This is a genomic window from Vibrio sp. QJM3NY_35 (genome assembly GCF_057785915.1).
In genome coordinates, this window is record NZ_CM173508.1 from 1,052,790 (window position 1) to 1,069,133 (window position 16,344).

Here is a 16,344-nt window from a genome sequence, read left to right on the forward strand (position 1 = left end):
ATTTAGGTAAGTATCATGAGCGATTTTGAAAAAGAACTAGAGCAGATGACTCAAGAGATGGGCGATGAGCCTGAGGTGAAACTGCCATCACTTGAAGAGCAAAAAGCAATTGTTGCTGAGTTCAAGCGACTAGAAGCGGAAGGCAAACTGACACCTGAAGTGTTAGAGAAGCATTTTGGCCAGTTCAACAAACAGAATGATACGCCAATTCACTAAGTCGATTTAGACAGGTTTCATGTCTGAAAGAAGTGATATTAGCGGTTGGGTTTATAGCCTAACTAACAGATAAAGGTCTAGCAGTTGCTAGACCTTTTTTATTGCCGCTAGCTCAAGAAAAATGGCTGATTCACGAACGATTCAATGTAAGTAAAATTGTTTCCAACACATAAAAAAATCCCCCTTACTGAGTAAGAGGGATTCGATATGGGCAAGTTATATCCTAAGCGATTAGTCTGTGCCGTATTCTTTGTACAAACGACGACATGCGCGGCCATCGCTGTGGAACAGGTGACAACGGTGCGCTGGAATACCAATCGCCAACTTATCACCTGATTCGATTTTTAACGTGTCTGGCTGGCGATAGATAACATCAGCATCGGCACTTTCAAGGTTTAGGTAAACCTGAGTTTCGTTACCTAGTTTCTCTACCATCATCACGTCAGCTTCAATCGTCGCGTCACCTGATTCAGCAGACATCAAGTGTTCAGGGCGAATACCCAGAGACATACGGTCACCAGCATTAACAGTCGTACCATCAACTGGGATCCAGAAAGTCATGCCGTTAGAAAGTTGAACTTGTACGCGTTCTGCTTCAGCTTGTTCAATGTGTACCGACATGAAGTTCATCTTCGGTGAGCCAATAAAGCCAGCAACGAAACGGTTTTGAGGGTAGTGGTAAAGGTCAAGCGGCTTACCGACTTGAGATACATAACCACCATCCAGAACAACGATTTTATCCGCCATTGTCATCGCTTCCACTTGGTCGTGGGTAACGTAGATCATGGTACAACCCAGTTGACGCTGTAGCTTGGTGATTTGCGAACGCATTTGAACACGTAGTGCAGCATCTAGGTTTGATAGAGGCTCATCAAGTAGGAATACGTTTGGTTGAGAAACCAGAGTACGACCAATCGCAACACGTTGACGTTGACCACCAGAAAGTGCTTTAGGTTGACGCTCAAGAAGGTGACCAAGCTGAAGAATTTCTGCAGCATGTTCAACACGCTTGTCGATTTCAGCTTTATTTGCGTTTGCTAGCTTAAGACCGAAAGACATGTTGTCGTATAGGTTAAGGTGAGGGTAAAGCGCGTATGATTGGAATACCATACCTACGCCACGCTTTGACGGTTCAACGTCATTCATGCGCTTGTCGCCAATGTACAAATCACCAGACGTAATGTCTTCTAGACCTGCGATACAACGTAATAGCGTCGATTTGCCACAACCTGATGGTCCAACGAATACTACGAATTCACCTTCGTTGATGTCTAAGGTTACGTCCTTAGAAATCTGTACATCACCATATGATTTATAAACGTTTTTTAACGTGACACTCGCCATCTAGCTTGTCCTCGATCGATCAAATTTTAAGTTTTACTGCTTATCATTATAAGAAATTTTTGGGTAAGCAGTAACTGTAGGAATTGGTAAGTATTGAGTGAGTAAGAAAAAAAGTGGGTGAGACTTGGCTTCTTTAACCAAGCCCACCCGTCATAGCCAAACTGATGCCCATTTCCCCCACATCCAGCTAAACCTCCCCCGTGATTCAATCACAGATTTAGCTCGATGCTAATATAAGACACCAGCGGGCAGTGAAGCCAACTAAATGAATAATGCGTCAACGCATAACACTTGCCGGTAAAGGGTTCTTACTATCCACTCTTGGATGAATGCAGTTTCGGTGAAATGGCGTAAGGGTACATCCTCCTAATGGAAAATTAACTAGGGGGAGTAGGAGGGGAGGAGTAGATAAATGGGGTTATTAATAATTGGCGATCCAGTTCAAATAAATCCACCATGTAACGGTGATGTGGATCACGATGACTATGCGTTTTGTGATTTCAGTCTCTAATCTGACCGGATGGCGATCACGAATTTAAGCCATAATAGCTAGGGCGTAGTGGCTAGGATGATGAGCTAGGGTCTGTTTTCTCAGATCATAACCTCCGAAAACTGGCTCGTCTTGGTAGATGTGCCCTACGTATAAATATAAAAAGGATATTCACATGAAAAACGCTCTAAGCGCTGTAGCTCTAGGTACAATAGTTGCTCTGGGTTCTTTTGGTGCAAATGCTGCTATCGAAGAAGGACAACTAACAATCTGGGTAGGTGGTGACAAAGCTTATGAAGGCATGGCTGAAGTAGGTAAACGCTTCGAAGAAGATACTGGTGTTAAAGTAACCGTCGCTTTCCCTGACAAGCTAGAAGAGAAATTCCCTCAAGTAGCTGCAGCTGGCGATGGCCCAGACATGATCTTCTACGCACATGACCGTTTTGGCGGCTATGCAGAAGCGGGACTTCTTGTTGATATCAAACCTTCTAAAGAAACTAAAGAAGGTATCGTAGACTTCGCATGGGACGCTGTTTCATACGAAGGTAAAACAATCGCATACCCTGTTGCTGTTGAGTCAGTTTCTCTAATTTATAACAAAGCGCTTGTTCCTAACCCACCTAAGTCTTGGGAAGAAATCCCATCACTTGATGCTGAACTTAAAAAAGACGGCAAGAAAGCAATCATGTGGCCTCTACGTGGCGGCGCTTACTTCACATGGCCTCTACTTGCAGCTGACGGCGGTTACGCATTCAAACAGACTGCAGAAGGTTACGACATTAAAGATGCGGGCGTAGCGACTGATGGTGTTCAGAAGTCTCTAGGTTTCATCGAGAAGATGGTACAAGACAAAGTTATCTCTGCAGACATGGATTACTCAGTTGCTGAGTCTGAATTTGTTGCGGGTAACGTTGCAATGACAATCAACGGCCCTTGGGGTTGGGAAAACATCAAGAAAGCTGGCGTAGATTACGGCGTAACAACTTTACCTAAGTTCAACGGTAAAGCGTCTAAGCCTTTCGTTGGTGTATGGGCGGGTGGTATCAGCACTGCGTCTCCAAACCGCGACCTAGCTGTTGAGTTTATGGAAAACTACCTACTAACTGATGAAGGTATGAAGAGCCTGAACGACGACAAGCCACTAGGTGCTGTTGCTCTTAACTCTTTCCAACGTCAACTAGACAGCGATACTCGTATTGCAGCAACAATGGACAACGCGATGAACGGTGAAATCATGCCTAACATCCCTCAGTTCACAACATTCTGGTACAGCATGGAAGAAGCGATCGGCAACGTAGTTGACGGCCGTCAATCAGTAGACCAAGCACTAAAAGCTGCTGAAGGTCGTATGGTTAAGTAACACCCAGGCACTACCTTTTAAGGAGGGGGTAACCTCTCCTTACTTTTCTATTTTTTATCTATATCGCTAGCAGGTTCCTCTATGCAGTCAGTTCAAGGTACAGATGCTATCCCAGCACCATCAAGCCTTCCAGGCAGTAAAAGCGTCTTCATCAAATGGGGGTTGCTTGGTAGCGTTGGCTTAATAAACGGCTACGCTACAATTCTAATGTATTCTCGCGGTGAGCTCGCTTTTGCGCTGCTTACAGTGATCTTAACGGCTTTGGCACTTTACATTTTTGGTAGTAAAAAAACTTACGCCCACCGTTATATTTACCCAGGTATTGCCGGAATGATCTTGTTCATTCTTTTCCCATTGGCATACACCGTAGGGCTTGCGTTTACTAACTACAGCGCGAAAAACCAACTTTCTCTAGAGCGTACTCAAACCGTTCTTTTAGACCGTTCTTTCCAAAGCGGTGAGAGCTACCCATTTACTTTGTACAAGACAGATGACGGTCACCAGATCGTTGTAAAAGATGGCGATCAACTGTTAGCGACTGACGTATTTTCTCTAGACAATATGACAGAAACAGAGATGGACCTATCTGTTATCGAGTCTGCGCAAGGTGAAAAAGAGAAGATCAAAGCGATCATCCAAAACCGAGCAGCAATCAGTGGTGTTGATTTCAATCTACCTGACGGTGGTGACATCCGCATGAGTGGCTTACGTAAGTTTGCTTCTGTTGCTCCGCTTTACACGCTACAAGACGATGAAGAAACGTTAATCAACAATGAAACGGGTGAAGTTCTCAAGCCAAATATGGATGTGGGTTTCTACCAGCGTGTTGATGCAAATGGTGAGTTTACGGGTAATACCATCTCTCCAGGTTTCGTGGTTAGCATTGGTACGCATAACTTTGAGCGTGTATGGAAAGATGACGGCATTAAAGAACCATTTATCAGCATCTTTATTTGGACGGTTATCTTCTCGGTATGTACTGTAGCGTTCACGCTAGTTATCGGCCTTGTACTGGCTAACATCGTGCAATGGGAAGAGTTGAAAGGTCGTTCTATTTATCGTGTTCTACTGATTCTGCCTTACGCCGTACCCGCGTTCATCTCGATTCTTATCTTTAAGGGTCTATTCAACCAAAGCTTTGGTGAGATCAACATGGTGCTCGAGAATATCTTCGGCTTAAGCCCTAACTGGTTCTCAGACCCTATCTTAGCGAAAACCATGGTGTTGATGGTTAACACATGGCTAGGTTTCCCTTACATGATGATTCTATGTATGGGTCTGCTTAAAGCGATTCCTGATGATTTATACGAAGCGTCAGCAATCGATGGTGCGAACTTCCTTGATAACTTCAAGCGAATTACGTTCCCGTTGATGATTAAACCGCTTACACCGCTATTGATTGCAGCGTTTGCCTTTAACTTCAACAACTTCGTAATGATTCAACTATTGACGAACGGTGGCCCGAACATGATTGGTACTTCTGAGCCAGCGGGTTACACAGACTTGCTTGTAAGCTACACGTACCGAATTGCATTCGAAGGTGGCGGCGGTCAAGACTTCGGTCTAGCAAGTGCTATCGCAACGCTTATCTTCCTATTGGTTGGTGCACTAGCGTTACTAAACCTTCGTTTCACTAAACTGTCTCAAGATTAAGGAGCACGACAATGGCTATGGTACAAGGTAAAGGCCTTAAATACCGAGTGTGGGCAACGCATGCAGTGTTGTGGTGCTTCTTGGCAATGATTATCTTCCCACTACTGATGATCATCGCGATCTCGTTCCGTGAAGGTAACTTCGCAACCGGTAGTTTGATTCCAGATAACCCATCATTGGAACACTGGAAGCTAGCATTAGGTATGTCAGTGACGAACGCAGATGGATCGGTAACGTCACCTCCGTTCCCAGTACTGACTTGGTTATGGAACTCGATTAAAGTGGCAGGTGTTACATCGATTTTAATCGTGGCACTGTCAACGACATCGGCTTACGCATTTGCTCGTATGCGCTTCAAAGGTAAAGAAACTATCCTGAAAGCGATGATGATTTTCCAAATGTTCCCAGCAGTATTGGCTCTAGTAGCAATCTACGCGCTGTTTGACAAACTTGGTCAATACATTCCGTTCTTAGGCTTGAACACACACGGTGGTCTAATCTTCTCTTACCTAGGTGGTATTGCATTGCACGTATGGACGATTAAAGGTTACTTTGAAACGATTGATAACTCTCTGGAAGAGGCAGCTGCCCTTGATGGTGCAACGCCTTGGCAAGCATTCAGACTGGTTCTACTACCGCTGTCTGTGCCAATCCTAGCGGTTGTGTTTATCCTATCTTTCATCGCGACGGTGGGTGAGGTACCAGTAGCGTCTATCCTACTTACAGATGTGAACTCTTACACACTAGCAGTAGGTATGCAGCAGTACCTATATCCTCAGAACTACCTATGGGGTGACTTTGCGGCAGCGGCTGTACTATCAGCACTTCCGATTACTATCGTGTTCTTACTTGCTCAACGTTGGTTAGTTGGCGGTTTGACGGCAGGTGGTGTAAAAGGATAAGCTGTACTCTATAAGAAAGAAAAAGAGCGACCGTTAGGTCGCTCTATATTGGCATTTTTATTACATCATTTGGTTTGGCCGCCGATCAGTAATAAAAATAACCCTCAGGTTACGCATAGCTGGCTACTAATCAGGTTCCTTACGCTATTAATGATTAGTGGTTTTTGTAACTCTAACCCAGGTATTTACTTGGGTTTTTTTATGCCTGCTACTGTTTGTTTTTTGTCTCAGCGTTACTCGTCAACTATCGCGCTCATATCTACTTTAAAACCCAAAGTTTCGAGTTACTTCTCTCCTAAATACCGACCACTTCATTTTGGTTACTTGTAGAAATGAACGAGTCTCACAAATCAGACACTCAGTATAAGTGGTCGTTGTACTATTGATATGTTGCTAATATTCCAATGCGTGATACTTCAATGATTTGTATGCAACAAAACCTGAAATTGCACTGAAAATGTGTAGGGAAGCGAGAGGCAGTTACAGAGTCTTTAAGTGGTATTTGTGAGGGTTATGAAAGTGGTTTTATTTATATATCTGGTTTTTGGCGGGAGTTAGAAATCAGAACTCTTTGCTCGAGGGAGCACAGCCTAAGTGTTGCAACAACACATAGATACTTTCTTGATCGAGTGCCACGCGACGAAATAGATCGGCAAATGTCGGATCTCCACCGAAACACGTTTGGATATAGTGGTTGATTTCATTGCTGTCGTAGCCTTCGACGTACAAAGTTCTAACCCATTGGTACTCAACAGCCTTTAAATTGTTCAGTGTAGACTCGCTAAGAGTGGGGCGTATGACGCTCAAGAGTGGCTCCCAGAAATTCAAATGCATCTATTATGATTGGCGGTATTTAATCAGAGCAAAATGACGACTTTATTACAGTCAAAATAAATCAGTGAACAAGTGCCGATTCATTTCAACCTTTGGCTGGATATCACGCTCTTATCGTCTATATTTGGTGTGCAGTGGCTTTGGCTGTGTAGAGCGCGAAGGTATCAAATAGTTCAATGCCAAGCAGGCGCTTGGCATTGTAATAAGGTTTTGTAGGGGGAGAGGGCTGCTGGTGGCTCTTATTTCAGGTACTTCACGTGAGCTTCCATCTCTTCACCAATCTGTTTTCGCATGTTCATTAAGCGAATAGCCGAATCTCGTAATTCTATGTCTTCTGGCGTCTCTGGTATCCACTCTGGCACTTTAGTCGGATTACCATTCTCATCGACAGCGACCATAATAACGATACAGTGAGTTGTTAGGCGGTTATTGAGCTCTTTAGGGTCGCTTGCTTGCACGTCGATAGCGATATGCATTGAAGATGAACCTGTGTAGATGACCTTTGCACTTACCTCCACAAGGTTGCCTACATGAATTGGGGCAACGAATCGAATTCCGCCTGCATAGGCTGTTATACAGTATTTACCGCTCCAACCTGCAGAACAAGCGTAGGCTGCTAAATCGATCCACTTCATTGCTGCACCACCATGAACTTTACCACCAAAGTTCACATCCCCGGGTTCAGCTAAAAAACGCAGAGTAACGTCTCGTTTACCATCTTGTCGGCTATTGCTACTGCTCATCTATCTTCCTTCATTATTATTTTGCTGCATAACATGCTTGTTACTTGCTAGTAACAATATACTTAAGATGACATAAGTTAAAGCGGATAATCTCACGGTTAAGACTATTTTTTTCAAACAGATGATCAGTTGATGAATATTGGTGCTTAAAGGCGTATGAGGCGAATGGCAAACATGGATGAAGTGATATCAAGCAAGAGAATAGAAATACTGATTAAGTCACTAGATAGGTCGATTGCAAAAAAAAACACCTAGCGCAATGCTAGGTGTTTCTAAGCCGTGTGGTACTCATGTCGGTACCTTTTTTGTGTTAGCCAACTAACCGCTGTTGATTTGGTTTAGTTAAAGTGACTGTATCTCAGTTACCACTAAAGTGGTAGTGGTTATTGTTTTCTTATCAGCTCAATTTTACTGTTTTAAAAAGTATAGATCCTTCGCGTAGATATTTCCTTTCGGATTATTGTTTGGGAAGCCTTTTAGTGTATTTCGCACTAATCGTGTGTGATTGTAATGATACAGAGGCATAACTGCTGCAGAATCGTTGAGTAACGACTCAGCATGCTGATATAAAGTAAAGCGTTTAGACTGATCTTCCGTTTTGCTCGCTTGCTGTAAGAGCTCATCGTAATCGGGATTACAGTAGCCACTCTCATTTGCTGTGTGAAAAGTGAGTTTGAATATTTACCCTAATGTGAGCGTTGGGTAATGCGTTTAGCCTTGTTGAGGGAGAGGTGCCTCAAGCCTTGGTTTTCTTTTGATTTGAGCAAGGATGACACCGGAAATCACCATCACACCACCAATGATGTGGAACTGGTTAATCTCTTCGCCAAGCCAAGTGGAAGCTAATACAATTGCGATAACTGGCATCAAATTCATGAACATCGCACTTGAGTCCGCACCAATGGTATCAATCGCTTTCACCCACATCCAAGGTGCTAAAATGGAAGCGGCAACTGCAGCGTAAGCTATCAATGGGATCGCTTGTTGCGGTGGTAAAAGCTGTTCGCTGGTAAGCCAAAGTGGCGCTAGCATTGCGACGGCAAACAGCCCCTGAATGTAAATCACAACCCAGTTACTGATTGGCATTTTCCAGCGTTTCAACAACACACAGTAAGAAGCATAAACAAAGGCTGCAATCAGCATATAGCCATCGCCTTGGGTCAATTCTTGATGGATGAAGAACAGAGGATCGCCTTTGCCTAACATCAGTGCTAAGCCTGACAGTGACAATACACCACCCACAATACTCAAACTAGAAATCGACTTGTGCAACAGAGGAACGCTAAGGAACACACTGATCAAGGGCACTAATGAGGTGATCAACGCCATGTTAGAAGCGGTTGTGGTTAAGCCCGCGTAATAGCCTAGGGATTGGTTTAACACCATGCCCAAAAAGCCAAGGAAAGCCAACTTAGACAAGTTAGGTTTAATGACCGACCATTGTTTGATAACTGAGCGAATACAGAAAGGGGTGAGAATTAACATCGCAAAAAACCAGCGGTAAAAACTCATCGCGCTCGGTTCTATGGTACTTGCAGCAAGCTTGTTGACGATTGCGTTGGCGCCCCAGATACAGACTGTAAAAAATGGTAAGAGATAATGCATGTGAATTCCGTCGCAAATGAGTTGATGCGGCTAGTTTGACAGGTCGTTATACTTACAAGTATCTTTAGAAAGACATAAGGCGCGATAGGAAGACAAGTTTGAAAAAACACTCAAGAAACCTTCACCCATCCTTATCAATTGATAAGGCACCATCCAACGTATTTATGAATTTTGAAGCGTTTCTTTCGAACACTGAGACCCGAGTTCATAGCCACTCATGGGGACAGGTTCAATTGATCAGTGGCGGTATATTAGAAATGGAAGCGGAAGGCACCCGATTTCTAGCGCCACCACATTTGGCGATTTGGGTACCGGCCGGGGTGACGCATTGCAGTTATAACCGTAAGCCTTTGGACTACTGCTCGCTAAATATCGCCCCTGAGCTAACGCAACACCTTCCAGATAAAACCAGCCTTATAAAGATCACGCCGATTGTGTCTTCGATTATTGATGATTTTCGCGATCGTGGGATCAATGTTGCGGAAACAGAACAAGATCAAAGGCTTGTTCAGGTACTACTCGACCAACTTGCACAGCGTGAAGTTGAACACCACTTCTTGCCTTCAACTGATAATAAGTACCTAGCGCCTATACTGGCTTCTGTTGAAGAAAACCCAACCGATGAAGTGACACTGAAAGATTGGGCTGAACGTGTCCACACCACGGAAAGAACCCTTTCTCGTCATTGCCAGACGGAGCTCGGAATGAGCTTTACGGAGTGGCGACTGCGAGTGCGCTACCTCTACTCAATGGACTTGTTGAGGAATGGCCAATCGGTAAAAGAGGTCGCTCTAACATTGGGTTATAACCAAGCGAGTCCATTTATTACCATGTTCAAACGTTATGCGAACCAAACGCCAGAGCAGTATAAGAACCGTTTGTTGTAACCCGAGCTAATCTCGCATGGCTAACATGACGAGAAACCCCGACATAACTATAACGTAGTCAAAGCAACGCACCTGTTACCTAACAGGGTCGACAACGTTGCGATCATTGGTTTGTTAATGTAATCGCTTTCTACTGCTATGTCGTCAAGCCAGTAAATATCGGCAAGTAGGGGCTTTGTTGCGTAATTCAATGGAACTAAATCAAGAGCCTACGATCTGATCAGCTACGTTCACTCCTTCTCGTAGCTCTATGCCTAAACCTCGTTACAAAACAACCAACTGGAAGAAATACAACCAATCACTTATTAACCGTGGCTCTCTGACCTTTTGGATTGATGAAGAGGCAATAAACGGGTGGGCGCAAAGCAAACAGAGTAAGCGCGGGAGGCCACGTCGGTTCAGCGATTTAGCTATCACGACAGCGCTCATGGTGAAACGAGTTTTTTCTATGCCACTGAGAGCTCTGCAAGGGTTTATCGACTCAATATTTAGGCTTGCCCATGTTCCATTAAGTTGTCCGCATTACACCTGCATCAGTCGTAGAGCAAAGCAAGTTGAGGTCTCATTTAAGACTAAAGCGAGAGGAGCAATACAGCACCTGGCCATTGATGCAACTGGCCTAAAGGTTTATGGCGAAGGTGAATGGAAAGTCAAAAAACACGGGACAGATGGCAAGCGTAGAGTTTGGCGAAAGCTGCATATTGCCGTTGATACAAGCACTCATGAAATTATCGCAGCCGAGCTAAGTTTATCGACGGTTACAGATGGAGAAGTCCTCCCGAACTTACTGAAACAAACACGCCGAAGTATCCTTGAGGTGTCTGGTGATGGAGCTTACGACACGAGATTGTGTCATGCTGCTATTAAGATTAAGGGAGCCATTGCGCTTATTCCCCCAAGAGAAGGGGCAGCCTTCTGGGAGCGTGGTCATCCTCGAAACCTCGCCGTGGGTTGCCAGAAGTTATACGGCTCAAATAAGTATTGGAAAGAGCGGTATGGGTACCACAGACGTTCACTATCAGAAACAGCGATGTATCGAGTTAAACAGTTACTAGGAGGACGATTGAGCTTAAGACATTACAATGCGCAGGTGGGTGAGACTTACGCGATGATAAAAGCGTTGAACAAGCTTACTGGGTTAGGTATGCCTGAAACTTGTCGTATTGACTAAGAAACACACGAAATGGGGTAGCTCTATCTATAAATTTAATTACGCAACAAAGCCGAAGCTGACAGCAGTTGTAAGCAAAAGCTCGGTGACCATTGGTCGTAATCAACCCTGTTCCTGTGGAAGTGGTATAAAATACAAACATTGCTGCGGAGTAAGAAGGTAAACCATGGATTTTGATCTGAATTTGATAAAAGTATTCTTAGAAGTTTACCAGTATCACTCTTATACCAAAGCCTCTGAAACCATAGGTATCACGCAACCAGCGGTGAGTGCATCTATAAAGCGAATGGAACAAGAGATTGGTGAGCCCCTGTTTTATCGAGAGGGGCGGACGATGAAACCGACCGCGATGGCCATTCGTTTAGCCGCTCGATTTCGCGTTGGGTTTGATGAAATACAAAATGCCTTGAGTGAGCGTTTTACTTATTCGGTTTATGTGAACGAGGCGCTGGCATTGGATTTGCCCGTTCTACCGTCAATGATGATAGAACATACTCCATTAGATCAGGAAATACTGCTGCACCAACTTAAATCGTTATCTGTCGATTTAGCCGTGGGCATATTTATGGTCAAAGACCACTCCATTGTCACTGAGCCGTTATTCAGCGAATCGACCGTTATTGTGTGCCGTCGTGACCATCCAAGAATTCATGGTCATATTTCACGGAATCAATTCTATGAAGAGGGGCATGTCGCATTAGCTACCCAATGGAAAGGAATGGATGGATTCGAACATATCCGCTTGGAGAGTCCAAAAAGTAGGAATATCCAATGCAAGACCCATTCAATTTCAGCGATGCTGCTTGATGTCACCATCAGCGATAGAGTTGCGATCGTACCTCGACATCTTGCACTCAATTGGCAAGAGCGTTTAAATTTTCAAGTACTGGAAAACCCGATAGAGCATAAGCCATTGGAATACTGTCTGGCTTACCATCGACGCTATCAAAAAACAGAAAACCACATAAAAGTTAGAGAAACTATTCGAGCACACCTAGGATGCGCGGATTAGTACTATAAACCCCACTTATTGCTGATATAAACGCCACGCTCTACCTGCATATCCCCCTTTTGAATAACCTTAGCACTGAAAAACTACATTGGTGCTGAGGCTATTTTCTTTGACCCCTCGCCATTGAGTTTTACATCTCTGATCTATTTTGCTTCGCTAAATGACGGTATACGGATGTCTTTAGCACAACAGGTAGACCGGAGTTAATTCCTGTTCTCAAAGGTGTCCGAATGAAAAAGCTTAGTGCCATCATGATGTCTTGTTTTGCTGCGGGTTTTGTCGCACAAGAGGTCTTACCGTTTCCTAGTCAGCCATCGACCTCGGTGGCCAAACATACTCTTGCTGAATCTACTCATAACAAGCGTCCTATTTCCAACCATTTACCTGAAGATGCTCCTAATATCGTCATCGTGATGATCGATGATGTAGGTCCTGGCCAAACGTCGACTTACGGCGGTCCAATCGATACGCCTACATTAGATGAAATCTCTGGTGAAGGTATTTCCTACAACCGTTTCCACTCGACAGCGATGTGTTCGCCTACACGAGCTTCATTGCTTACTGGTCGAAACCATCACCGTGTTGGCGCGGGTGTTATTGCGGAATACGCTAACGATTGGGATGGTTATGCAGGGGTGATCCCGAAAACCAGTGCGACCTTTCCTGAAGTACTTAAAAACTACGGTTATTCAACCTCTGCTTTTGGTAAATGGCACAACACTCACCCGTTAGATTCCACAGCTGCGGGGCCTTTTGATAATTGGCCTACGGGTTATGGTTTTGAATATTTCTATGGGTTTGTTGGTGCTGGTGCATCTCAATATGAACCGACTATGGTGGAAAACACCACGTTTGTTGATCCAGAAAAAATCCACCGCGAAGGCTATCACATGAGTGAAGATCTTGCGGATCAAGCGATAAAGTGGATGCGTCAGCACAAGTCTCTGCAGCCTGACAAACCTTTCATGATGTATTGGTCTAGTGGTGCGGCACACGGCCCTCACCATGTAACTAAAGAATGGGCTGATAAGTACAAGGGCAAATTCGACGCTGGTTGGGATGAATACAGAAAAGACGTATACGAAAAAGCCAAGAAAATGGGTTGGATTCCTGAAAACGCGCAGCTAACACCAAGGCCAGAAAGTATGCCTGCGTGGGACGATGTACCTGAAGATGAAAAAGCATTCCAAGCACGTTTAATGGAAGTGTACGCCGGCTTCATTGAGCATACCGACGCTCAGGTTGGTCGTTTGGTCGATGAAATCGATGAGCTTGGCTACAAAGACAACACTGTCTTCTTCTACTTGTGGGGTGACAATGGCGCGTCATCGGAAGGGCAAAACGGCACGCTTGCTGAATTGCTCGCTCAAAACGCCATTCCAACCACGACAAAGCAACAAATTGAAGCGATGAACAAGGTCGGTTCAATTGATGAGCTAGGCGGTCCTAAATTCGAGAACATGGCGCATGCGGCATGGGCTTGGGCAGGCAGCTCCCCTTATAAATCAACCAAGTTAGTTGCGGCTCATTTTGGTGGAACACGTCAACCTCTTGCGGTGCGTTGGCCAGCGAAAATTGAACCCGATGCGACGCCACACTCGCAATTCCATCACGTTAACGACATCGCGCCTACTATCTACGACATCTTAGACATTACACCACCTAAAGTGGTCAACGGTCATGTTCAAGATGAAATCGATGGTAAAAGCATGACTTATTCGTTTGACGATGCGGATGTGAAAGGGCAGAAGAAAACCCAATACTTTGAGATCTTAGGCAGTCGCGGTATCTATCATGATGGTTGGTTTGCGAGTGCGTTTGGGCCAAGAGCTCCTTGGGTTCAAGGTATGCCCGAAGGTTTTAGAGAGTGGAGTCCTGAGACGGATAAATGGGAGCTATACCACATTGATGAGGACTGGTCTCAAGCGGTTGATCTGGCTGATAAGTACCCTGAAAAACTGGAAGAAATGAAGGCGATTTTCAAGCAAGAAGCGCAGGATAACAAAGCATTCCCGATTGGTGGGTCATTATGGTCTACTGCAGCACACAGCCCGCAAGATGCGCCAGAGAGTAAATATACGCAATGGACGTATCCTGATGAAATCACCAGAATCCCTGAAATTGCAGCACCAAAAGTCGGCAACCGTTCTACGCTCGTCGAGTTTGATGCGGTGGTTACTCCTGATACGAATGGTGTGCTCTCGCGGTCGGTGCATTCTCAGGTGGTATGACGGTGTACGTGAAAGAAGGAAAGCTTAACTATGAGTACAACCTGTTTTTGATGGAACACACACATATCCAATCTGAGAAAGTGTTACCAGAAGGTGAAGTGACGATAGAAGTTGAATCTAAAGCGACTAAGCCGGGGCCGTTTACGCCTTTCGATATCACCATCAAGGTGAATGGTGAAACGTTCGCCTCTGGTGTGGTTCCAAAAACAGCGCCTTCGTTCTTCTCATTCAATGATGGGTTTGATATTGGCTCTGATTTAGGCTCGCCAGTATCACAAGCTTATTATGATGAGATGCCGTTCAAATTTGACGGCAAAATCAAAGAAGTTCGTGTTAAGTACCTAGAACAATAAAGTGTATGCCGTCTATTGATACCGATGACAATGGGTATTGATAGGCGGCTTTTTTCGTTCATTCCGGGCTCAGTACTTAAGTGCGTAAGTATATAAGTACACAAGTGCTTAAGTGATTGGAATAGTCCCAATGGCTTTGCCTTAGAGGCGGGATGATAATTTAGGAAATCGTATGAAGATTCATCCAACTACCTTAGTTTACGATGCGTATCCTTCGGTCTACAACATTCTAGAATCGACATTGTTCATGTGGTTCATTGTGGCAGTCACGTTGGGCATCCTTGTATGGACATTGAGCAAGCTATGGTATGTCCATTCTATTCCCAAACATCTTGCTAAAGAGCGTGGTTTGGCTCAGGCCAAGTTGATTTTTTGGCTGTGCATATTGGGCATGTTTTACAAACCGCTCTGGATTATTGCGGTGCTCGCGATTGTGACGGACTGGGATAAATTACAACAGTGGATTAGAGGCGCTTCGTAATGAAAGAGATCATGCTCCCCTACATATTAGTGGTTTGGTTGTTATTCAAATTTAATGTACTCAAACGAACCCCAAAGAATTACTTTGTGTCTGTTGTGATTGGCTTGCTGTTACTGGTGAGTTTGTTTGTCGGCCATCGTTTCTATTCGCCGATTGATTTGACCAATTCAACCACTGTTAAAGCACCTCATGCAGTGCTCTCTCCAGCGCTTGGCCAACATATCGACAAAATATACGTTGACCATAATCGCGATGTGAAAAAGGGCGAAGTGCTTTACACTCTCAAAGATGATCTGATCTCTGCGTCGATTTCTGAGGTTGATTCTGGTCTGATTGAAATTGATAGAACCATTGAAGCTCAAGAAGTGAAAGTGGCCCAAGCTAAGCGAAACCTATCGCGTAACCAGAACTTAGAGCAGCATGTTAGCCTTAAAGAGTTAGAAGAAACTCAAGACAACGTTGAGTTTTTTATGGCTGAGTTGAACGTGTTGCACGCCAAGAAAGATGGCTTGCTCGCTAAGAAACAAAGCTTGATGTTTGACCTTGACCGCCTTACGGTTCGAGCTCCGTTTGATGGCATGATCACCCATGTTTTTATTGCTGATGGATCTCGAGTTGGTTCTCTGCATGTGTGGGATACATCGAAGAAATTTGTCGAAATGCGTATCCCTGATCAAGCGTTTGCCAATATCGAAAAAGGTCAGTTTAGTGAGTTCTTTATTGATACATTTCCGGGGCAAATTTTCCGCTCTCGAGTTCACAGCAAAGTAAAAGCAACCTGTGAGGCTCAAGGAAATTTACTCCCACAAGAGCAGCGAGTTTCGGCACACATTCAAAGGGGCTCTCCAGCAATTGGTCGAACCGTTATTTTAGAAATTGATGAAGAAACGATGAAAAAAATACCGATTGGCGCGACAGGCTCAGCATGGATCAGTGCGTCTAAGCCTTACCCTATACTCGGTTTTATAGACATTATTGGTGGGGCAACTTTACGTCTTGCGTCTGTTAAGTCGTATCTATTGGCGATTTAATCTCTTTCATTTGTTTACTTTGAATAGAGTG

The 16,344-nt window shown here is 44.4% G+C and carries 13 protein-coding genes and 3 pseudogenes; 11 read left to right on the forward strand and 5 right to left on the reverse strand.

Annotated elements, in window-relative coordinates:
• The first annotated feature begins 15 nt into the window (after positions 1–15).
• Positions 16–216, forward strand: coding sequence for a restriction endonuclease subunit S domain-containing protein (locus tag AC3CH3_RS20090; RefSeq protein WP_010431457.1), 201 nt, complete (start codon positions 16–18; stop codon positions 214–216).
• A 231-nt stretch (positions 217–447) separates the two neighbouring features.
• Here the strand turns inward: AC3CH3_RS20090 and malK are convergent, their stop codons facing one another.
• Positions 448–1,560, reverse strand: coding sequence for a maltose/maltodextrin ABC transporter ATP-binding protein MalK (gene malK, locus AC3CH3_RS20095; RefSeq protein ID WP_019822935.1), 1,113 nt, complete (start codon positions 1,558–1,560; stop codon positions 448–450).
• A gap of 665 nt (positions 1,561–2,225) precedes the next feature.
• Here malK and malE point away from each other — a divergent pair.
• The 3 genes from malE (at position 2,226) to malG (ending at position 5,965) form a co-directional block, all read left to right on the forward strand.
• Positions 2,226–3,410: a maltose/maltodextrin ABC transporter substrate-binding protein MalE gene (malE, locus tag AC3CH3_RS20100; RefSeq protein WP_488538228.1), complete on the forward strand. Its 1,185-nt coding sequence runs from the start codon at positions 2,226–2,228 to the stop codon at positions 3,408–3,410.
• Positions 3,411–3,491: 81 nt separating this feature from the next.
• A complete protein-coding gene (gene malF / locus AC3CH3_RS20105; RefSeq protein WP_050620445.1) occupies positions 3,492–5,063 on the forward strand; it encodes a maltose ABC transporter permease MalF in 1,572 nt (523 codons plus the stop codon).
• Between the two features lie 11 nt (positions 5,064–5,074).
• Complete coding sequence (malG, locus tag AC3CH3_RS20110; RefSeq protein WP_019822930.1) at positions 5,075–5,965, forward strand: maltose ABC transporter permease MalG; 891 nt, start codon at positions 5,075–5,077, stop codon at positions 5,963–5,965.
• Between the two features lie 561 nt (positions 5,966–6,526).
• Here malG and AC3CH3_RS20115 read toward each other — a convergent pair.
• The 4 genes and pseudogenes from AC3CH3_RS20115 to AC3CH3_RS20130 form a co-directional block, all read right to left on the reverse strand.
• The gene (locus tag AC3CH3_RS20115) at positions 6,527–6,799 is read right to left on the reverse strand and encodes a hypothetical protein (RefSeq protein WP_050650972.1); all 273 of its coding nucleotides are present in this window, start codon (positions 6,797–6,799) and stop codon (positions 6,527–6,529) included.
• 239 nt (positions 6,800–7,038) lie between these two features.
• Positions 7,039–7,542, reverse strand: a complete 504-nt coding sequence (locus AC3CH3_RS20120) for an acyl-CoA thioesterase (RefSeq protein WP_019822926.1) — start codon at positions 7,540–7,542, stop codon at positions 7,039–7,041.
• A 408-nt stretch (positions 7,543–7,950) separates the two neighbouring features.
• Positions 7,951–8,205: pseudogene (locus AC3CH3_RS20125) on the reverse strand (peptide ABC transporter substrate-binding protein); the annotation flags it as partial.
• Between the two features lie 48 nt (positions 8,206–8,253).
• Positions 8,254–9,147: a DMT family transporter gene (locus tag AC3CH3_RS20130; RefSeq protein ID WP_488538229.1), complete on the reverse strand. Its 894-nt coding sequence runs from the start codon at positions 9,145–9,147 to the stop codon at positions 8,254–8,256.
• Positions 9,148–9,245: 98 nt separating this feature from the next.
• Here AC3CH3_RS20130 and AC3CH3_RS20135 point away from each other — a divergent pair, with 98 nt between their 5' ends.
• The 7 genes and pseudogenes from AC3CH3_RS20135 to AC3CH3_RS20165 all read left to right on the forward strand — a co-directional run bounded on the left by AC3CH3_RS20135 (position 9,246) and on the right by AC3CH3_RS20165 (position 16,313).
• Positions 9,246–10,034, forward strand: coding sequence for an AraC family transcriptional regulator (locus AC3CH3_RS20135; RefSeq protein ID WP_054545835.1), 789 nt, complete (start codon positions 9,246–9,248; stop codon positions 10,032–10,034).
• 250 nt (positions 10,035–10,284) lie between these two features.
• Complete coding sequence (locus AC3CH3_RS20140) at positions 10,285–11,205, forward strand: IS5 family transposase (RefSeq protein ID WP_488538121.1); 921 nt, start codon at positions 10,285–10,287, stop codon at positions 11,203–11,205.
• A 55-nt stretch (positions 11,206–11,260) separates the two neighbouring features.
• Positions 11,261–11,368, forward strand: a pseudogene (locus AC3CH3_RS20145) (SEC-C metal-binding domain-containing protein); the annotation flags it as partial.
• Positions 11,369–11,371: 3 nt separating this feature from the next.
• On the forward strand, positions 11,372–12,217 hold the full coding sequence (locus tag AC3CH3_RS20150; RefSeq protein WP_019822917.1) for a LysR family transcriptional regulator: 846 nt from the start codon (positions 11,372–11,374) through the stop codon (positions 12,215–12,217).
• Positions 12,218–12,447: 230 nt separating this feature from the next.
• Positions 12,448–14,801 (forward strand): annotated as a pseudogene (locus AC3CH3_RS20155) (arylsulfatase).
• 172 nt (positions 14,802–14,973) lie between these two features.
• A complete protein-coding gene (locus AC3CH3_RS20160; RefSeq protein ID WP_016785541.1) occupies positions 14,974–15,282 on the forward strand; it encodes a hypothetical protein in 309 nt (102 codons plus the stop codon).
• Positions 15,282–16,313: an HlyD family secretion protein gene (locus AC3CH3_RS20165; protein ID WP_488538230.1), complete on the forward strand. Its 1,032-nt coding sequence runs from the start codon at positions 15,282–15,284 to the stop codon at positions 16,311–16,313. Before AC3CH3_RS20160 ends, AC3CH3_RS20165 begins: the two co-directional genes overlap by 1 nt.
• Positions 16,314–16,344 lie beyond the last annotated feature (31 nt).